17 protein-coding genes are annotated in these 18,616 nt (G+C 60.4%); 13 read left to right on the top strand and 4 right to left on the bottom strand.

Annotation, left to right across the window (positions count from 1 at the left end):
- Positions 1 to 24: 24 nt before the first annotated feature.
- Positions 25 to 243: a 50S ribosomal protein L31 gene (gene rpmE / locus AC1RO5_RS16075; RefSeq protein WP_018929146.1), complete on the bottom strand. Its 219-nt coding sequence runs from the start codon at positions 241 to 243 to the stop codon at positions 25 to 27.
- A gap of 170 nt (positions 244 to 413) precedes the next feature.
- Here rpmE and AC1RO5_RS16070 point away from each other — a divergent pair, with 170 nt between their 5' ends.
- From AC1RO5_RS16070 to AC1RO5_RS16025, 10 genes are all read left to right on the top strand, one after another.
- A complete protein-coding gene (locus AC1RO5_RS16070; protein ID WP_493176164.1) occupies positions 414 to 2,633 on the top strand; it encodes a primosomal protein N' in 2,220 nt (739 codons plus the stop codon).
- Positions 2,634 to 2,858: 225 nt separating this feature from the next.
- Positions 2,859 to 4,595 carry an arginine--tRNA ligase gene (argS, locus tag AC1RO5_RS16065; RefSeq protein WP_493176162.1) on the top strand — a complete coding sequence of 579 codons (1,737 nt, stop codon included), beginning with the start codon at positions 2,859 to 2,861 and terminating at the stop codon, positions 4,593 to 4,595.
- Between the two features lies 1 nt (position 4,596).
- Positions 4,597 to 5,307, top strand: a complete 711-nt coding sequence (locus tag AC1RO5_RS16060; RefSeq protein WP_007936813.1) for an SPOR domain-containing protein — start codon at positions 4,597 to 4,599, stop codon at positions 5,305 to 5,307.
- Between the two features lie 245 nt (positions 5,308 to 5,552).
- Positions 5,553 to 6,083 carry an ATP-dependent protease subunit HslV gene (gene hslV / locus AC1RO5_RS16055; RefSeq protein ID WP_007936812.1) on the top strand — a complete coding sequence of 177 codons (531 nt, stop codon included), beginning with the start codon at positions 5,553 to 5,555 and terminating at the stop codon, positions 6,081 to 6,083.
- A gap of 55 nt (positions 6,084 to 6,138) precedes the next feature.
- Entirely contained in the window at positions 6,139 to 7,479 is a 1,341-nt protein-coding gene (gene hslU / locus AC1RO5_RS16050; RefSeq protein WP_026345985.1) for an ATP-dependent protease ATPase subunit HslU, read from the top strand.
- A gap of 205 nt (positions 7,480 to 7,684) precedes the next feature.
- The gene (locus AC1RO5_RS16045) at positions 7,685 to 8,065 is read left to right on the top strand and encodes a gamma-butyrobetaine hydroxylase family protein (RefSeq protein WP_493176160.1); all 381 of its coding nucleotides are present in this window, start codon (positions 7,685 to 7,687) and stop codon (positions 8,063 to 8,065) included.
- A gap of 259 nt (positions 8,066 to 8,324) precedes the next feature.
- Positions 8,325 to 10,004 carry a class II poly(R)-hydroxyalkanoic acid synthase gene (phaC, locus tag AC1RO5_RS16040; protein ID WP_258672087.1) on the top strand — a complete coding sequence of 560 codons (1,680 nt, stop codon included), beginning with the start codon at positions 8,325 to 8,327 and terminating at the stop codon, positions 10,002 to 10,004.
- A gap of 134 nt (positions 10,005 to 10,138) precedes the next feature.
- Positions 10,139 to 10,993, top strand: a complete 855-nt coding sequence (gene phaZ, locus AC1RO5_RS16035) for a poly(3-hydroxyalkanoate) depolymerase (protein ID WP_493176159.1) — start codon at positions 10,139 to 10,141, stop codon at positions 10,991 to 10,993.
- A gap of 129 nt (positions 10,994 to 11,122) precedes the next feature.
- Entirely contained in the window at positions 11,123 to 12,805 is a 1,683-nt protein-coding gene (gene phaC, locus AC1RO5_RS16030; RefSeq protein WP_493176158.1) for a class II poly(R)-hydroxyalkanoic acid synthase, read from the top strand.
- 59 nt (positions 12,806 to 12,864) lie between these two features.
- Positions 12,865 to 13,482, top strand: a complete 618-nt coding sequence (locus AC1RO5_RS16025) for a TetR/AcrR family transcriptional regulator (RefSeq protein WP_007936804.1) — start codon at positions 12,865 to 12,867, stop codon at positions 13,480 to 13,482.
- A 161-nt stretch (positions 13,483 to 13,643) separates the two neighbouring features.
- On the opposite strand, the gene AC1RO5_RS16020 is transcribed toward AC1RO5_RS16025, so the two are convergent.
- The 3 genes from AC1RO5_RS16020 to AC1RO5_RS16010 form a co-directional block, all read right to left on the bottom strand.
- Positions 13,644 to 14,453 (bottom strand): phasin family protein, encoded by an 810-nt coding sequence (locus AC1RO5_RS16020; RefSeq protein ID WP_493176156.1) that lies wholly within the window; start codon positions 14,451 to 14,453, stop codon positions 13,644 to 13,646.
- A gap of 10 nt (positions 14,454 to 14,463) precedes the next feature.
- Positions 14,464 to 14,886 (bottom strand): phasin family protein, encoded by a 423-nt coding sequence (locus AC1RO5_RS16015; RefSeq protein WP_493176154.1) that lies wholly within the window; start codon positions 14,884 to 14,886, stop codon positions 14,464 to 14,466.
- A 227-nt stretch (positions 14,887 to 15,113) separates the two neighbouring features.
- On the bottom strand, positions 15,114 to 15,389 hold the full coding sequence (locus AC1RO5_RS16010; protein WP_018929158.1) for a polyhydroxyalkanoic acid system family protein: 276 nt from the start codon (positions 15,387 to 15,389) through the stop codon (positions 15,114 to 15,116).
- 154 nt (positions 15,390 to 15,543) lie between these two features.
- Between AC1RO5_RS16010 and ubiE the strand changes: the two genes are divergently transcribed.
- The 3 genes from ubiE to ubiB are packed head-to-tail and all read left to right on the top strand — an operon-like array spanning position 15,544 to position 18,538.
- Positions 15,544 to 16,314 (top strand): bifunctional demethylmenaquinone methyltransferase/2-methoxy-6-polyprenyl-1,4-benzoquinol methylase UbiE, encoded by a 771-nt coding sequence (ubiE, locus tag AC1RO5_RS16005; RefSeq protein ID WP_007936800.1) that lies wholly within the window; start codon positions 15,544 to 15,546, stop codon positions 16,312 to 16,314.
- The gene (locus AC1RO5_RS16000; protein ID WP_493176153.1) at positions 16,314 to 16,937 is read left to right on the top strand and encodes a ubiquinone biosynthesis accessory factor UbiJ; all 624 of its coding nucleotides are present in this window, start codon (positions 16,314 to 16,316) and stop codon (positions 16,935 to 16,937) included. The genes ubiE and AC1RO5_RS16000 overlap by 1 nt, the downstream gene beginning before the upstream one ends.
- Complete coding sequence (ubiB, locus tag AC1RO5_RS15995; protein ID WP_007936798.1) at positions 16,934 to 18,538, top strand: ubiquinone biosynthesis regulatory protein kinase UbiB; 1,605 nt, start codon at positions 16,934 to 16,936, stop codon at positions 18,536 to 18,538. Before AC1RO5_RS16000 ends, ubiB begins: the two co-directional genes overlap by 4 nt.
- Positions 18,539 to 18,616: the final 78 nt, after the last annotated feature.

The raw sequence follows: 18,616 nt of genomic DNA, 5'->3' as shown, positions 1-18,616 counted from the left end.
AACGGCCTCCCAAGTTGATCGGCCTTAGGCCTTTTTCGCGCCGAAAGCACCGAAACGGTCTGCGAAACGCTGAACGCGGCCGCCAGTGTCCAGAGTCTTTTGCTTACCGGTGTAGAACGGGTGGCATTCGTTGCAAACGTCGATCGCCAGGGCTTTGCCGTAGGTCGAACGGGTTTCGAACTTGTTGCCGCAGCTGCAGGTAACAGCAACTGCTGGGTATTCTGGATGGATATCAGCTTTCATGGTGTCTTCCTCAGGCTAGCGTGCCGCCACCCAACACTATTGTTGAATACCGCACGTAATTAGGCCGCGGATTCTACCAGACAATGCCGATCACGCAAGCTGTCACTGAAACCGACCGTCTGCTAGGCTCCCGGCCTTCGTCATCGCTCCCCTATCGAGAAAACAATCGCGTGCCCAACGCCATTCTGCGCCTCGCCCTGCCTTCGCCCCTGCGCCGCCTGTTCGACTATCGCGCGCCGGCCGGAGTCCTGCGCGCCCAGTTACACCCGGGCATGCGCTTGCGGGTGCCGTTCGGTCGACGGGAGATGATCGGGATTCTGGTGGAGATCACCGACCACAGCGAAGTCCCGACGGAAAAGCTCAAACCGGCGCTGGCGCTGCTCGATGCCGTACCGCCGCTGCCGCCCGCGCTGTTCAAGCTGTGCCTGTGGACGTCCCAGTATTACCAGCACAGCCTCGGCGACACGTTGAGCTGGGCGCTGCCGGTGTTGCTGCGCCAGGGTGAACTGGCCGAAGCCCGTCAGGAGCGGTTCTGGTCCGCCGCGCCCGGTGCCAGCCTCGATGACCCGCGCATCGCCCGCGCCCCGCGGCAGCGTGAAGCCCTGGCGACCCTGGCTCAACATCCCCACGGCGTCGCCCATCAGTTGCTGAGCAAACTGATGCTGAGCAAGGACAGCCTCGACCTGTTGCTGGCCAAGGATCTGGTGCAGGTAGACATCCGCAGGCACGCGCCCGGCGCTCGCCACGAACACTGGCTGGCGCAACCGGAATTGCCGCTCAACCCGGAGCAGCGCGCCGCTTATGAAGCGATTCGCGCCGGGTTCGACAGTTATCACGCGTTCCTGCTGGCCGGCGTCACCGGCAGCGGCAAGACCGAAGTTTATTTACAGCTGATCCGCGAAACCCTCGAGGCCGGCAAGCAAGCCCTGGTGCTGATCCCGGAGATCAACCTCGGCCCGCAAACCCTGGCGCGCTTCGAGCAGCGCTTCAATGCACGCATCGCGCTGATCCATTCCGCCGTCAACGACCGCGAGCGCCTGGACGCCTGGCTGGCCGCACGGGATGGCGAAGCCGACATTATTATCGGCACCCGTTCGGCGCTGTTCACGCCAATGAAGAACCCCGGCCTGATCATCATCGATGAAGAGCACGACGGCTCCTATAAACAGCAGGAAGGCTTGCGCTACCACGCCCGCGACCTGGCACTGGTTCGCGCCCGGCAGGAAAACATTCCGATTGTCCTCGGTTCCGCCACGCCGTCACTGGAAAGCCTGCAGAATGCCTACACCGGCCGTTATGGCCTGCTGCGCCTGAATGAGCGGGCCGGTGGCGCCAAGCAACCACGTTTCCTGCGCCTGGACGTGAAAAGTCGTCCACTGGACAGCGGCATTTCCGGGCCGATGCAGCAAGCCATCGGTCAGACTCTCGCCGCCGGCCAGCAGGTGCTGGTGTTCCTCAACCGCCGAGGATTCGCCCCGACGCTGCTATGCCATGACTGCGGCTGGATGTCTGAATGCCAGCGCTGCGACGCACGAATGACCGTGCACCAGCGCTCGGGCGAACTGCGCTGCCACCATTGTGGCTACGTCGAACGCGTGCCCCGGCATTGCCCAAAGTGCGGCAAGGTCGATTTGCGGCCTGTGGGCGCCGGTACCGAGCGCGCCGAGGAACGCCTGGGGATTCTATTCCCGGACGTCCCGGTGCTGCGGGTCGACCGCGACAGCACTTCGCGCAAAGACGCGATGAATCAGTTGTTCGCGACCATCCAGAAAGGCCAGCCATGCATTCTGGTCGGCACGCAGATGCTTGCCAAAGGGCACCACTTTCCTCGCGTGACCTTGGTGTCGATTCTCGATGCCGACGGTGGACTGTTTTCCGGCGACTTCCGCGCCAGCGAGCGCATGGCACAGTTGATCGTCCAGGTCGCCGGGCGCGCGGGCCGCGCCGAAGAGCCGGGCAAAGTGATCATCCAGACGCACCTGGCGGACCATCCGCTGCTGGTGCAACTGACCGAACAGGGCTATTTCGCCTTTGCCGAACAGGCATTGAGCGAACGCCGCTCCGCCGGGTTGCCGCCGTTTGCGCATCTCGCGCTGCTGCGGGCCGAAGCGCATAAACCGGGGCAGGCCGAAGGGTTCCTCGACGAGGCGTGCAGCGAGGCCGAGCGACTTCTGGCCGAGCAGCATCTGACCGGTATCGAGTTGCTGGGGCCGGTGCCGGCGCCGATGGAGCGCCGGGCCGGGCGCTATCGCGCACAGTTGCTGCTGCAAGCCACGGCCCGGGCGCCGCTGCATCGATTGCTGAGCTGTTGGTTGCTGGCTTTGGAGCAGATGCCGAGTGGGCGGGCGGTGCGGTGGTCTCTGGATGTCGACCCTGTGGATTTGTATTGATCGAGAGATCGTCTTCGCGGGCAAGCCTCGCTCCTACGATGGATCTTGCTGATCCGCACACTCCCTCTGTAGGAGCGAGGCTTGCCCGCGAAGGCGGCCGATTTGTCACCACATATCCATAACCTGCCCGCTATAGTTGGCAAGCCCGTCTTCGCAACGGATAATGCCCAGTTTTTCCACCAGCGCATCGAAGCGCCGCCGCGCCTGCGGTCGAAAGAGAAGACCATGAAAGACACCATTCGCCAGCTGATCCAACAAGCCATCACCCAACTCGTCAACGAAGGTGTGTTGCCTGAAGGCCTGTCGCCGGCGATCCAGGTGGAAAACTCCCGTGACAAGACTCACGGCGACTTCGCCAGCAACATCGCGATGATGCTGGCCAAACCGGCCGGCATGAAACCTCGTGACCTGGCCGAGAAAATCATCGCCGCGCTGCCGGCTGACGAAAACGTCTCCAAAGCCGAAATCGCCGGCCCAGGTTTTCTGAACTTCTTCCAGAACACTCAAGCCCTGGCGACCCGTCTGGACGCGGCCCTGGCCGACGACCACATCGGCGTACGCAAGGCCGGCCCGGTGCAGCGCACCGTGGTTGACCTGTCGGCACCGAACCTGGCCAAAGAGATGCACGTCGGCCACTTGCGCTCGACCATCATCGGCGATGGCGTGGCCCGGGTGCTGGAATTCCTCGGCGACACCGTGATCCGTCAGAACCACGTTGGCGACTGGGGCACCCAGTTCGGCATGCTGATGGCTTATCTGCAGGAAAACCCGATCACCAGCGACGAGCTGTCGGACCTGGAAAACTTCTACCGCGCAGCCAAACAGCGCTTCGACGAATCCGAAGAGTTCGCCGACCGTGCCCGTGGCCTGGTGGTCAAGTTGCAAGCCGGCGACCCGGACTGCCTGACGCTGTGGACCAAGTTCAAGGACATCTCGCTGTCCCACTGCCAGAAAATCTACGAACTGCTGAACGTCAAACTGACCATGGCCGACGTAATGGGCGAAAGCGCCTACAACGACGACCTGATCAACGTGGTCAACGACCTCAAGGCCAAAGGCATGCTGGTCGAGAGCAACGGTGCCCAGTGCGTGTTCCTCGACGAGTTCAAGACCGCCGATGGCGACCCGCTGCCGGTGATCATCGTCAAGGCCGACGGCGGCTACCTCTACGCCACCACCGACCTGGCGGCCGTGCGCTACCGCAGCGGCGTGCTGAAAGCCGATCGCGCGCTGTACTTCGTCGACCAGCGCCAGGCCCTGCACTTCCAGCAAGTGTTCCAGGTCGCGCGCCTGGCCGGTTTCGTGACCCATCCGATGGAAATGGAACACATGGGCTTCGGCACCATGAACGGCGCCGACGGCCGTCCGTTCAAGACCCGTGACGGCGGCACCGTGAAGCTGATCGATCTGCTGACCGAAGCCCAGGAACGCGCCTACACACTGGTGAAGGAGAAGAACCCGGAGTTGGCCGAAGACGAGTTGCGCAACATCGCCAAGGTCGTGGGGATTGGCGCGGTGAAGTACGCCGACCTGTCCAAGCACCGCACCAGCGACTACAGCTTCAACTTCGACCTGATGCTGAACTTCGAAGGCAACACCGCGCCATACCTGCTGTACGCCTACACCCGCGTGGCCGGCGTGTTCCGCAAACTCGGCAAGGACTTCAGCGAAGTCGAGGGGCAGATCGTCCTCGAAGCGCCGCATGAACATGAGCTGGCAGCGAAACTGGCGCAGTTCGGCGAAATTCTGAATAACGTGTCCGACAAAGGCACGCCGCACATTCTCTGCACCTACCTGTACGATGTCGCCGGCCTGTTCTCCAGTTTCTACGAGAATTGCCCGATCCTCGGCGCCGACACCCCGGCGCAAATGCAGAGCCGTCTGCGCCTTGCTGCACTGACCGGCCGCACTCTCAAGCAAGGCCTGGAACTCTTGGGTCTGGAAACTCTGGAGCGTATGTAAGTTGGCTGCCAAGAAAAAACCTGCACCCAAGCGTGGCGCCAGCCGTTACCAAGCTCCTGCAAAGCAACCGATCCCGGGCTGGCTGTGGATGGCCATCGGCCTGACGGTCGGCGCGTTCATTGTGTTCCTGATGAAGCTGGAGCCGGGCAAGGGCAGTGACAGCGTCAAGCGCGAGAAGGTCGAGCAGCAGCAGAAAGCCACCAAGATCGCCGAGGCCAACAAGACCCCGCCGAGCCCGACGCAGCCGGTGAAGCCGAAGTACGACTTCTACACTTTGCTGCCGGAATCGGAAGTGATCGTGCCGCCGGATGCGGTGCCGGAGAAAACCCTGCCGACGCCACAAGTGCCGGCCGTACCGACCACGCCAGTGACGCCTGCGGAAGCGGCGAAGATCGACACTGCCCGGGCTCAAGCGGCATTGGCCGGCATCACCCCGCCGCCAGCGCCACCGGTGGCAAAAGCGGCGCCGGTGACCAAGTTCTTCCTGCAGGCCGGTTCGTTCCGCAAGCAAGCCGATGCCGACAAGGTTCGGGCGCAGATCATCCTGTTGGGTCAGGCCGTGGCGGTTGAATCCGGCACGGTGAAGGACGAGACCTGGTACCGGGTGCTGGTCGGCCCGTTCAGCAACCGCGAACAACTGACCACCGCCCAGAAGCAACTGGCGGGCAGCGGCTTCAGTAACCTGTTGTTACAACAACGCCAGAGCCGCTGACTCCCTCAGGGACACCGCATCTGATCGTTCCCACGCTCTGCGTGGGAATGCCTCAAGGGACGCTCCGCGTTCCGGCGCCGCAAGGGACGCAGAGCGTCCCGGGTTGCGTTCCCACGCAGAGCGTGGGAACGATCATCTGTCAGGCACCGCTCGTCCCCTCTCCCGTCCTACAGTTGAAAAACGCTCCACCACCCCCATATGAGTTGGCATAAGGCATTTTCGCCCCGCTGCGTGGAGACTCTCCCTTGACCACCATCGTTTCAGTTCGCCGCCACGGCAAAGTCGTCATGGGCGGCGACGGCCAGGTTTCGCTCGGCAATACCGTGATGAAAGGCAACGCGAAGAAAGTTCGCCGCCTGTACCACGGCCAGGTTATCGCCGGTTTTGCCGGGGCCACCGCTGACGCCTTCACCCTCTTCGAACGTTTCGAAGGCCAACTCGAAAAACATCAGGGCCACCTGGTTCGCGCTGCTGTCGAGCTCGCCAAAGAATGGCGCACCGATCGCTCCCTCAGCCGCCTCGAAGCCATGCTCGCGGTCGCCAACAAAGATGCCTCCCTGATCATCACCGGCAACGGTGACGTGGTTGAGCCCGAAGAAGGCCTGATCGCCATGGGCTCCGGTGGCGGCTACGCCCAGGCTGCGGCCAGCGCGCTGTTGAAAAAGACCGACCTGTCGGCCCGGGAAATCGTCGAAACCGCTTTGGGCATCGCTGGCGACATCTGCGTGTTCACCAACCACAACATCACCATCGAGGAGCAGGATCTCGCTGAGTAAGCCTGTCTTGGCCTAAGCGCCACGGCTCACTTTTGCTTGAGGACCGCCAATTACTATGCCCATGACCCCCCGTGAAATCGTCCACGAACTCAATCGCCATATCATCGGCCAGGACGATGCCAAACGCGCCGTCGCCATTGCCTTGCGCAACCGCTGGCGCCGGATGCAGCTGCCCGAAGAGCTGCGCGTCGAAGTCACCCCCAAGAACATTCTGATGATCGGCCCGACCGGCGTCGGTAAAACCGAGATCGCCCGTCGCCTGGCCAAACTCGCCAACGCGCCGTTCATCAAAGTCGAAGCAACCAAATTCACCGAAGTAGGCTATGTCGGCCGCGACGTCGAATCGATCATTCGTGATCTGGCCGACGCGGCGATCAAACTGCTGCGCGAACAGGAAATGACCAAGGTTCGCCACCGTGCCGAAGACGCCGCCGAAGAGCGCATCCTCGACGCCTTGCTGCCTCCGGCACGCATGGGCTTCAGCAATGAAGACGCCGCCCCGGCCCAGGACTCCAACACCCGTCAGCTGTTCCGCAAACGCCTGCGTGAAGGTCAGCTGGATGACAAGGAGATCGAAATCGAAGTAGCCGAAATCTCCGGCGTCGATATCTCCGCGCCACCGGGCATGGAAGAAATGACCAACCAGCTGCAAAGCTTGTTCGCCAACATGGGCAAGGGCAAGCGCAAAAACCGCAAGCTCAAGGTCAAGGAAGCGCTGAAACTGGTTCGCGACGAAGAAGCCGGTCGCCTGGTCAACGAAGAAGAATTGAAGGCCAAGGCGCTGGAAGCCGTCGAGCAGCATGGCATCGTGTTCATCGACGAAATCGACAAGGTCGCCAAGCGCGGTAACTCCGGTGGCGTCGACGTGTCCCGTGAAGGCGTACAGCGCGACTTGCTGCCGCTGATCGAAGGCTGCACCGTCAACACCAAACTGGGCATGGTCAAGACCGACCACATCCTGTTCATCGCCTCCGGTGCATTCCACCTGAGCAAGCCGAGCGATCTGGTGCCGGAGCTGCAAGGTCGCCTGCCGATCCGGGTCGAACTCAAGGCCCTGAGCCCGGAAGATTTCGAACGCATTCTTAGCGAGCCGCATGCATCGCTCACCGAGCAGTATTGCGCGCTGCTAAAAACCGAAGGGCTGCTCATCGAGTTCCAGCCGGACGGCATCAAGCGTATTGCCGAGATTGCCTGGCAGGTCAACGAGAAGACCGAGAACATCGGCGCACGTCGCCTGCACACCTTGCTGGAGCGTCTGCTTGAAGAGGTGTCGTTCAGCGCCGGCGATCTGGCCAGCACCCATGACGAAAAGGCGATCCTGATCGATGCCGATTACGTCAACAGCCACTTGGGCGAATTGGCGCAGAACGAAGACCTGTCCCGTTATATCCTGTAGGTCTCATTCTGTGTGAGCGGGCTTCTGTGGCGAGGGAGCTTGCTCCCGCTGGGTCGCGAAGCGGCTCCAAAGTCGGTGAATGCGGTTTATCTACAAGACCTCATTCGCCGGATTTACGACTGCTACGCAGCCGAGCGGGAGCAAGCTCCCTCGCCACAGGTCACCCGCCGACACAGGGCCTTCATACAAACGGAAGATCGGCCCCATGACGACCCAACTCCCCACCGACATCAAACTGCACAAAGCCTCGAAAACCCTGACGCTCAAATACGCGTCCGGCGAGGAGTATCACCTGCCCGCAGAATTCCTTCGCGTGCACTCTCCTTCCGCCGAGGTCCAGGGCCACGGCAAACCTATCCTGCAATTTGGCAAGATCGGCGTAGGCCTGAGCAAGGTCGAACCGGCCGGTCAGTACGCACTGAAATTGACCTTCGACGACGGCCACGACAGCGGCCTGTTCACCTGGGAATATCTGTACCAGTTGGCGGTGCGCCGAGAGGATCTGTGGAACGATTATCTTGCCGAACTCAAAGCGGCTGGAAAGACCCGTGATCCGAACGAGTCGGTCGTCAAGCTGATGCTCTAGGTCAGGCCTCGAGGTATTTAGAGGGCATTTTCTAATTCCATCTGTTTGAATGCTTGGCTGCCGGGTCAACGATTGGCCCGCTTGCGAAAAAAATTAAACTCGGGTAACCAATGGAGCTGGCAAGTTCCGTGCAGTGCTCTCTGAACTAAAAAGCAGCTATGCGCAATTAACGGTCACCCCGAGCAGTAGTACCTGGCGTTTGTTGTGTGACTACACAGCTGGGCTCAGGTACTCGCCTCAGGACAATGGAGCGTCGTAGATGAGTAACAAGCAAAACGATGACCTGAAATTCCAGGCTTCAGAAAATACCTTGGGACTGAATCCTGTTGTTGGGCTGCGTAGAAAGGATCTACTGGGTTCTGCTCGAATGGTGCTGACCCAGGCCATCAGACAACCCATCCACAGTGCCAGGCACGTCGCCCATTTCGGCATCGAACTCAAGAACGTGCTGTTCGGAAAATCCGAGCTTCAACCGCAAAGCGACGACCGCCGTTTCCTCGACCCGGCCTGGAGTCAAAACCCTCTCTACAAACGTTATTTGCAAACTTATCTGGCGTGGCGCAAGGAGCTCCACACCTGGATCGATAAGAGCAATCTCTCGCCCAAGGACGTCGCTCGCGGGCATTTCGTGATCAACCTCATGACCGAAGCCATGGCCCCGACCAACACGGCGGCCAACCCGGCGGCGGTCAAACGCTTCTTCGAAACCGGCGGCAAAAGCCTGCTCGACGGCCTCTCCCATCTGGCCAAGGATCTGATCCACAACGGCGGGATGCCGAGCCAGGTCAACATGGGCGCGTTCGAAGTCGGCAAGAGCCTGGGCGTGACCGAAGGCGCAGTGGTCTTTCGCAACGACGTGCTGGAGCTGATCCAGTACAAGCCGATCACCGAGCAAGTGCATGAACGCCCACTGCTGGTGGTGCCGCCGCAAATCAACAAGTTCTATGTTTTCGACCTCAGCCCGGACAAGAGCCTGGCGCGATTCTGCCTGCGCAACAACGTGCAGACGTTCATCGTCAGCTGGCGCAACCCGACCAAGGAGCAACGCGAGTGGGGTCTGTCGACCTACATCGAAGCGCTCAAGGAAGCAGTCGATGTAGTCACCGCGATCACCGGCAGCAAAGACGTGAACATGCTCGGTGCCTGCTCCGGCGGCATTACCTGCACCGCCCTGCTGGGTCATTACGCAGCGATCGGCGAAAAGAAAGTAAACGCCCTGACGCTGCTGGTCAGCGTGCTCGACACCACCCTCGACAGCGACGTGGCCCTGTTCGTCGACGAGCAGACCCTCGAAGCCGCCAAGCGCCATTCCTACCAGGCCGGTGTGCTGGAAGGCCGTGACATGGCGAAAGTCTTCGCCTGGATGCGCCCCAACGACTTGATCTGGAACTACTGGGTCAACAACTACCTGTTGGGCAACGAGCCACCGGTGTTCGACATTCTGTTCTGGAACAACGACACCACTCGCCTGCCGGCCGCTTTCCACGGCGACCTGATCGAGATGTTCAAAAACAATCCACTGGTCCGCCCTGACGCACTGGAAGTGTGCGGCACGCCGATCGACCTGAAACAGGTCACTGCCGACATCTTTTCCCTGGCCGGCACCAACGATCACATCACCCCGTGGAAGTCCTGCTACAAGTCGGCACAACTGTTCGGCGGCAAGGTCGAGTTCGTGCTGTCCAGTAGCGGGCATATCCAGAGCATTCTGAACCCGCCGGGCAATCCGAAAGCACGCTACATGACCAGCACTGACATGCCGGTCAAGGCCGAGGACTGGATGGAAAACTCCACCAAGCACACCGACTCCTGGTGGTTGCACTGGCAGGCGTGGCAGGCCGAACGTTCAGGCAAACTGAAGAAGTCCCCCGCCAACCTTGGCAACAAGGCCTATCCCGCGGGTGAGGCGTCGCCAGGCACGTATGTGCACGAACGTTGAGCTTCAAACAACTCGCAGTCCGCGGCACTGGGAGGTGCCGCGATTGTCATTAATCAGCCTCGAGGCCAGCCTCGAACATTCTGCGACGGCCCGGGATGGCCCGATCAGCGTTTAAAACCTACAGGGCTTCGTGCATGCCGCAACCGTTCGTATTCCGTACCGTCAACCTGGATGGGCAGACCCTCCGCACCGCGGTACGCCCCGGCAAGCCTCACTTGACGCCCTTGCTGGTTTTCAATGGCATCGGTGCCAACCTGGAGCTGATATTTCCGTTCGTCCAGGCGCTGGATCCGGACCTGGAAGTCATCGCCTTCGACGTACCTGGTGTCGGCGGCTCATCGACGCCCAGCCGGCCGTATCGCTTTTCGGGCCTGGCGAAACTGACGGCGCGAATGCTCGATTATCTCGATTACGGGCAGGTCAATGTGATCGGCGTGTCATGGGGTGGCGCCCTGGCGCAGCAATTTGCCCATGACTATCCCGAGCGCTGCAAGAAGCTGGTGCTGGCAGCCACGGCGGCCGGCACAGTGATGGTGCCGGGCAAACCGAAAGTGCTATGGATGATGGCCAGCCCACGACGCTACATCCAGCCGTCCCATGTGATTCGCATCGCGCCGATGATCTATGGCGGCTCGTTCCGTCGCGATCCGACCCTGGCGGCCAGTCACGCCGCGCGGGTTCGCTCGGCAGGCAAACTGGGCTACTACTGGCAGCTGTTCGCCGGGTTCGGCTGGACCAGCATTCACTGGCTACACAAGATCCACCAGCCGACCCTGGTGCTGGCCGGCGACGATGACCCCCTGATCCCGCTGATCAATATGCGCATGCTGGCCTGGCGAATTCCCAATGCCCAATTGCACATCATCGACGACGGGCATCTGTTCTTGATTACCCGGGCCGAAGCGGTGGCTCCGATCATCATGAAGTTTCTCGAAGAGGAACGTCAGCGCGCAGTGATGCATCCGCATCCGGCGCCATCGGGCAGTTGATCGGCCCCGGCTTTGGTTCAGGAAAAGAGCGTCGACAGGACGTCGTACCGCGCAACAATCCGCAACAACGTCTATGGTGATTTGTTCGGTGAGTTTGTTTTTGGCCTGATGACGAAGGAGTGTTGACTCATGCGCGACAAACCAGCGAAGGGCTCCTTGCCCACTCCCGCTGCATTCATCAACGCACAGAGTGCGGTTACCGGTCTGCGCGGCCGGGACTTGCTTTCAACCTTGCGCAGCCTGGCCGCCCACGGCCTGCGCAATCCGGTGTACACGGCCCGGCATGCCTTGAAACTGGGCGGCCAGCTGGGTCGCGTGCTGTTGGGTGAGACCCTGCACCCGATCAGCCCAAAGGACAGTCGCTTTGCCGACCCGGCATGGAGCCTCAATCCTTTTTATCGCCGCAGCCTGCAGGCCTATCTGAGCTGGCAGACAGAGGTCAAGAACTGGATCGACGAGAGCAACCTCAACCCGGACGACCGCGCCCGCGCCCACTTTGCGTTTGCCTTGATCAACGATGCCGTGGCGCCGTCCAACACCCTGCTCAATCCGCTGGCGATCAAGGAGATCTTCAACTCCGGCGGTCACAGTCTGGTGCGGGGTATCGGCCATCTGCTCGACGACTTGCTGCACAACGACGGCTTGCCCAGACAGGTCACCAAACAAGCATTCGAGGTGGGTAAAACGGTCGCCACCACCACCGGTTCCGTGGTGTTTCGCAATGAGCTGCTGGAACTGATCCAGTACAAGCCGATGAGCGAAAAACAGTATTCCAAGCCGTTGCTGATCGTGCCGCCACAGATCAACAAGTTCTACATTTTCGACTTGAGCCCCAGCAACAGCTTCGTCCAGTTCGCCCTTAAAAACGGCTTGCAGACCTTCGTGATCAGCTGGCGCAATCCCGATGTGCGTCACCGCGAATGGGGGCTGTCGTCTTACGTCGAAGCTGCCGAAGAAGCGATGAATGTGTGCCGGGCGATCACCGGCGCGCGCGACGTCAACCTGATGGGTGCCTGCGCCGGCGGGCTGACCATCGCCGCGCTGCAAGGGCACTTGCAGGCCAAGCGGCAGCTGCGGCGGGTGTCCAGCGCGACCTATCTGGTCAGCCTGCTCGACAGCCAGATAGAAAGCCCGGCCACCCTCTTCGTCGATGAACAGACCCTGGAAGCGGCCAAGCGCCGCTCGTATCAGAAGGGCGTTCTGGAAGGTCGCGACATGGCCAGGGTTTTTGCCTGGATGCGCCCCAACGATTTGATCTGGAATTACTTCGTCAATAACTACCTGCTGGGCAAGGAGCCACCGGCGTTCGACATCCTCTACTGGAACAATGACAACACGCGCCTGCCGGCAGCGTTTCATGGCGACCTGCTGGACTTTTTCAAGCACAACCCGCTGAGTCATCCGGGCGGGCTGGAAGTGTGCGGCACACCGATCGACCTGCAGAAAGTCACCGTCGACAGTTTCAGCGTGGCCGGCATGAACGATCACATTACCCCGTGGGATGCGGTGTATCGCTCGACCTTGCTGTTGGGTGGCGAGCGGCGTTTCGTGCTGTCGAGCAGCGGTCATGTGCAGAGCATTCTCAACCCGCCGCACAATTCGAAAGCCAACTACGTCGAGAACCCGAAACTGAGCAGCGACCCGCGGGCCTGGTATTACGATGCCAAACGCGTCGACGGCAGTTGGTGGACGCAATGGCTGAGCTGGATTCAGGAACGCTCCGGCGCACTACACGAAACCCAGATGACCCTTGGCAACCAGAACTATCCACCGATGGAGGCGGCACCCGGTACTTACGTGCGCGTGCGCTGACGTTCAATGATCCACGGCCGCCAATGGCCGTGGCCTGACTCGACCATTAAGAAGACTGGATGAAAACCCGCGACCGGATTCTCGAATGTGCCCTGCAGTTGTTCAATCAGAAGGGCGAACCGAACGTTTCCACCATGGAAGTGGCCAACGAAATGGGCATCAGCCCGGGCAACCTCTATTACCACTTCCACGGCAAGGAGCCGCTGATACTGGGGCTGTTCGAACGCTTCCAGACCGAACTGACGCCCTTGCTCGATCCACCGTCCGATGTGGAATTGGCACCCGAAGATTACTGGCTGTTCCTGCACCTGATCGTCGAACGCCTGGCCCAATACCGGTTTCTGTTCCAGGACCTGTCGAACCTTGCCGGCCGCCTGCCGAAACTGGCCAAGGGGATACGCAACCTGCTCAATGCGTTGAAGCGCACACTGGCTTCATTGCTGGCGCAGTTGAAGGCTCAGGGGCAGTTGGTCAGCGACACCCAGGCGCTGGGGCAACTGGTGGAACAAATCACCATGACATTGCTGTTCTCGCTGGACTATCAGCGGATTCTCGACCGTGAAGGTGAAGTGCGACTGGTGGTGTACCAGATCATGATGCTGGTGGCGCCGCACTTGTTGCCGCCGGTAAAAGTCGCGACCGAGCGGTTGGCGTTGCAGTATCTGGAAGAGCATTAAGATCTTTTCAACGCTCAAACAAAAACGCCCGACCTTTACAGGCCGGGCGTGATCGTTCCCATGCTCCGCGTGGGAATGCAGCCGGTGACGCTCTGCGTCACTGCCGCAATGGACGCGGAGCGTCCGGTGAGGCATTCCCACGCGGAGCGTGGGAACGATCATCAGGACTGACTGGTTGGCGCCGATGGAGTCGGTGCGATAGTCGGGGTTACAGCAGGGGTCGGTGCAGCGGCGGAGTTCGCCGGACTGACCGGGGTTACCGGTTTGGCCGCAGCCACTGCTGGTTTCGGGGCGGCCGCTTTCGGGGCTGCCGGTTTTTTCACTGCTGGCTTCTTCGCTGCAGCGGGTTTGGCCGCTGCGGTTTTAGCTGCAGGTTTAGCGGCTGGTTTAGCAGCAGCTTTTACAGCGGGTTTAGCGGCCGCTTTGGCTGCAGGTTTCGCAGCAGCAGTTTTGGCTGCCGGTTTGGCGGCAGGTTTCGCTGCGGCCTTGACCAATGGTTTGGCAGCGCTTTTAGCTGCCGGTTTGGCCGCCGCGGTTTTCGCCGCAACGGGCGCAACCTTGGCACCGGTGAGTTTTTCGATTTGCTTGGTCAGGGTATCGACCTTGCTGTGCAGTGCCTTGACTTCATTGCGGCTCGGTACACCCAGGCGCGAAATGGCGCTGTTCAGGCGCTTGTCGAAAGCCCCTTCCAGCTCATCCCACTTGCCCAGTGCGCGATCTTTCACGCCGCTGATGCGCGACTTGGCCGACGAAGCGGAGTCCTTGGCAGCATCGACAGTCTTGCCGACAGCGCTCTTGGTGAGCTTCTCGGCTTTCTCGCCGTCCTTAACCAATGCATCGAAGAGTTTGCTGCCGTCAGTATCAATCTTCGAGTACACGCCTAAACCAGCCAGCCAGATCTTGCGGGAGTAGTCTTCGACCTTCCCGATCCACGAGCTGCCTTCTTTTTCAGTATTCTTTTTGCCAGCCATCCCGTTCTCCTTAAGATTTACGCGCGACACGTTCGAGCAATGCTGTCAGCTCATCGAGCTTAGCAGAGAGTGTCTCCACGTCATGTTTAGACGGAATGCCGATACGATTCAAGGCACTTGCGATACGCGTATCGAAAGCCTTCTCGACTTTGTCGAGTTGAAGTTCGACTTTGCCTTTGAAAGTACTCACTTCACTCTTGGCTTCATCGATCTCGGCATTAGCCGCTTCAAGTTTCTCAGCAACTACTTTTTTGCCTTTCTTTTCAACAGCTTGACCAGCCTTGATCAACTCTAGAACGTACTCGCTACCCTCTTGACCGACCTTGGTGTAAGCACCCAGGCCTGCCAGCCAGATCTTGCGGGCATACGATTTGACGTCGCTCAGCGTGTTGGTCTCAACGTCGACTTTTTTCTTCACAATAACTTTGGCCATGGTCCACCTCACGCGCAGAAGGGTTGAGGAACTGCCCGCGAAAGTGTCGGGCTCCGGCACAAAGTAGGGAGAAAAATTAGAAACGGCACCCTAACAACCGCAACAATTGCGTGCCGTGAAATACCTGTAGGAGCGAAGCTTGCTCGCGAAGAGGCCGGCCCATCCGCAACATCTTCGATGGCAGGACCTCCGCCTTCGCGAGCAAGCTTCGCTCCTACAGGTCGGAATCACGCGAGGGCTTTGTCGAGGGCCCTTTCGATTTCCGATTTGATGGTGCCGCTCATGGCGGACATCAACAGCCCCAGTTCGACATCGACCCTGATCGAATCCTCGCCCACATGCACCGCGCCTTTCACACCGGAGCGCTTGAGGTTCAGGGTGTCGCCGGACCACTGCGGCTCCAGGCCATATTGATCGGACAGTTTCTGCGCCAACTTGTCGGCCTTCTCGCGGGCCGCTTCCTTACCCAGGCCATGGGCACGCTCAACACTAATATGGGCCATCGAATGACTCCTGCTTTATGGACACTTCCTGAAGCATCTTGACCGTTACTGCGTCAAAACGTCCCGGTTTCTCTATATCTTACCTTCAGCCTTGCCAAGACAAAGCAGGCCACCGGGATTAGAATGTCCCGCATTCTATTTTGGTGACAGCGATATGACTGATCAGCGCAAAGGCAGCGATGCCGAACCCACCACTCACTTCGGCTTCAAAAACGTTCCGGAAAGCCAGAAAGCGGAAAAAGTCGCTGAGGTTTTCCACTCGGTAGCCGCCAAGTACGACTTGATGAACGACCTCCTGTCGGGCGGCATGCACCGTCTGTGGAAGCGTTTCGCGATCGAACTGTCGGGCGTGCGTGCCGGTAACCGCGTGCTGGACATCGCCGGCGGCACCGGCGACCTGACCAAAAAGTTTTCGCATCTTGTGGGACCGACTGGTCAGGTAGTGCTGGCCGACATCAACGAATCCATGCTCAAGGTCGGTCGTGACCGCCTGCTGGATCTGGGTGTGTCCGGCAACGTCGAATTCGTCCAGGCCGACGCTGAAAAGCTGCCGTTCCCGGACAACCACTTCGACTGCGTGACCATCGCTTTCGGCCTGCGCAACGTGACGCATAAAGAAGACGCCCTGCGCTCGATGCTGCGCGTGCTCAAGCCCGGCGGTCGCCTGCTGGTGCTGGAGTTCTCCAAACCCACCAACGCACTGATGTCCAAAGCCTACGATGCCTATTCGTTCGCCTTCATGCCGTTGATGGGCAAGCTGATCACCAATGATTCGGAAAGCTATCGCTACCTGGCCGAATCGATCCGCATGCACCCGAATCAGGAAACCCTGAAGTCGATGATGGTCGAGGCCGGTTTCGACCGCGTGACCTACCACAACATGACCGCAGGCATCGTCGCCCTGCACCGCGGCATCAAACCCTGATGTTGCTGGCCGGCCTGCTCGCCAGCGTTGAACTCGGTCTGAACCGGGTGTTGCGTCTCGACAGCACGGCGCTGCCGCGGCTGGCGCATTTGAGTGGCAAGGTGATTGCCGTCGACTGCCGCAGCCCGGCACTGCAATTGTTCATCCTGCCCAGCGACGAAGGCCTGATGCTGGCGTCCCACTGGGAAACCGGTGCCGACTGTACCTTGCGCGCACCCGCCTCAAGCCTGCTGAAACTGGCGACGAGCAAAGACAAGACGTCGGTTCTGCATGGCCCGGAGGTCGAACTCGACGGCGACAGCGGCGTGCTGCTGGAACTGGCGGCGGTCCTGCAGGACCTGGAGCTGGACTGGGAGTACGAACTCTCGCGCTGGCTGGGACCTGTGGCCACGCAACTGGTCGGCGGTCACCTGCGCAGTCGCGCACGCTGGTATCAGCAAGGGTTCGCCAGCCTCAACCAGAACCTGGGCGAATACCTGGCCGAAGAATCGCGCACCCTCGTCGGTCAGCGCGAAGCCGAAGCCCGTTTCAGTGAACTGGACCAGATCAAGCTCGATCTGGAACGTCTCGAGGCGCGTTTCGAGCGCCTTTCCCGATCCCTCGACCCAAGCGATAACGCATGAAGCTGCTTGCCGTCCGCCGTTTGTTGCGCATCCAGCGCGTCGTGATCCGCTACCGCCTCGATGACCTGCTGTTCGCCCTGCCATTGCCCTGGTTTCTGCTGGCGCTGCGCTATGCCTTGCCGTGGCGCTGGTTCCCGCGCAAACCCCTGGACCTGAGCCGTGGCGCACGATTGCGCCTGGCGTTGCAGGACCTTGGGCCGATTTTCATCAAGTTCGGCCAGATTCTCTCGACGCGCCGCGACCTGCTACCCGAAGACATCGCCGATGAGCTGATGATGTTGCAGGACCGCGTGCCGCCGTTCGACTCGCAAGTGTCGGTCCGGCTGATCGAAGAGCAGCTCGGCAAGAAGATCAGTGAAGTCTTCTCACGTTTCGACGTCGAACCGCTGGCCTCGGCCTCGGTGGCGCAGGTGCACGCCGCGCAACTGAAAACCGGTGAAGAAGTGGTGGTCAAGGTGATCCGCCCTGGCCTGAAACCGGTGATTGCCCAGGACCTGGCGTGGCTGTTCATTCTTGCCCGCGCCGCAGAAAAACTCTCGGCCGATGCCCGTCTGCTGCACCCGGTGGACGTGGTCAGCGACTATGAAAAAACCATCTACGACGAACTCGACCTGCTGCGCGAGGCGGCCAACGCCAGCCAGTTGAAGCGCAACTTCGACGGCTCACCGCTGCTGTATGTGCCGCAAGTCTATTGGGACTGGTGCCGACCGAAAGTGCTGGTGATGGAGCGCATCTACGGGATTCAGGTCACCGACCTCGCGACCCTGGCCGATCAGCGCACCGACATGAAAATGCTCGCCGAGCGCGGTGTGGAGATCTTCTTCACCCAAGTGTTCCGCGACAGCTTCTTCCACGCCGACATGCACCCCGGCAACATTTTCGTCAGCACCGTGCAGCCCTGGAGCCCGCAGTACATTGCCATCGATTGCGGCATCGTCGGCAGCCTGACCCCGGAAGACCAGGACTATCTGGCGCGCAACCTGTTCGCATTCTTCAAGCGTGATTACCGGCGTGTCGCGCAGTTGCACATCGACTCGGGCTGGGTACCGGCGGAAACCAAACTCAACGAATTCGAAGCGGCGATCCGCACGGTGTGCGAACCGATTTTCGAAAAACCGTTAAAAGATATTTCCTTCGGTCAGGTGCTGATGCGCCTGTTCCAGACCGCTCGACGCTTCAACATGGAAGTGCAGCCGCAGTTGGTCTTGCTGCAAAAAACCCTGTTGAACATCGAAGGCCTGGGTCGTCAGTTGTACCCGGACCTTGATCTGTGGAACACCGCCCAGCCGTTCCTCGAACGCTGGATGCGCGAGCGCGTCAGCCCCAAAGCCTTGCTGGGCAACGTGCAGAGCCAGTTCGAACAGATCCCGCACCTGGCCAACATGGCCCGCGACCTGCTTGAGCGCATGTCCCAACCCCACGCCAACGACCCGCCGCCTCCGTGGCACAGGCGCAAGGACGACGTGTTCCTGCGCCTGCTTGGTACCGCTCATCTGGCGGGTGGCACGATACTCGCCGCCGGTGGCCCGCTGCACGAACTGGGGCATTGGCCCGCCGGAATCATGGTGGCGATCGGCTTGTATCTGGTCGTTCGCCGATAGCCAGTTGGATCATCGGCTGGCACACTGTTTGAACGCTGAATTTGAACATTGGCCTCAACTATTGAAGTAGAGCCCGCT

The organism is Pseudomonas sp. GW822-FHT02G04, assembly GCF_058802085.1.
This window is presented reverse-complemented; position numbering and strand designations above follow the sequence as displayed.

Excerpts from the sequence above, each read along its gene's own strand:
- AC1RO5_RS16020 (WP_493176156.1), bottom strand. The coding sequence starts at position 14,453 with ATGGCTGGCAAAAAGAATACTGAAAAAGAAGGCAGCTCGTGGATCGGG.
- AC1RO5_RS16000 (WP_493176153.1), top strand. The coding sequence starts at position 16,314 with ATGTTGCTGGCCGGCCTGCTCGCCAGCGTTGAACTCGGTCTGAACCGG.
- AC1RO5_RS16025 (WP_007936804.1), top strand. The coding sequence starts at position 12,865 with ATGAAAACCCGCGACCGGATTCTCGAATGTGCCCTGCAGTTGTTCAAT.
- AC1RO5_RS16045 (WP_493176160.1), top strand. The coding sequence starts at position 7,685 with ATGACGACCCAACTCCCCACCGACATCAAACTGCACAAAGCCTCGAAA.
- argS (WP_493176162.1), top strand. The coding sequence starts at position 2,859 with ATGAAAGACACCATTCGCCAGCTGATCCAACAAGCCATCACCCAACTC.
- phaZ (WP_493176159.1), top strand. The coding sequence starts at position 10,139 with ATGCCGCAACCGTTCGTATTCCGTACCGTCAACCTGGATGGGCAGACC.
- ubiB (WP_007936798.1), top strand. The coding sequence starts at position 16,934 with ATGAAGCTGCTTGCCGTCCGCCGTTTGTTGCGCATCCAGCGCGTCGTG.
- AC1RO5_RS16010 (WP_018929158.1), bottom strand. The coding sequence starts at position 15,389 with ATGGCCCATATTAGTGTTGAGCGTGCCCATGGCCTGGGTAAGGAAGCG.
- phaC (WP_493176158.1), top strand. The coding sequence starts at position 11,123 with ATGCGCGACAAACCAGCGAAGGGCTCCTTGCCCACTCCCGCTGCATTC.
- phaC (WP_258672087.1), top strand. The coding sequence starts at position 8,325 with ATGAGTAACAAGCAAAACGATGACCTGAAATTCCAGGCTTCAGAAAAT.
- ubiE (WP_007936800.1), top strand. The coding sequence starts at position 15,544 with ATGACTGATCAGCGCAAAGGCAGCGATGCCGAACCCACCACTCACTTC.
- hslU (WP_026345985.1), top strand. The coding sequence starts at position 6,139 with ATGCCCATGACCCCCCGTGAAATCGTCCACGAACTCAATCGCCATATC.
- AC1RO5_RS16015 (WP_493176154.1), bottom strand. The coding sequence starts at position 14,886 with ATGGCCAAAGTTATTGTGAAGAAAAAAGTCGACGTTGAGACCAACACG.
- rpmE (WP_018929146.1), bottom strand. The coding sequence starts at position 243 with ATGAAAGCTGATATCCATCCAGAATACCCAGCAGTTGCTGTTACCTGC.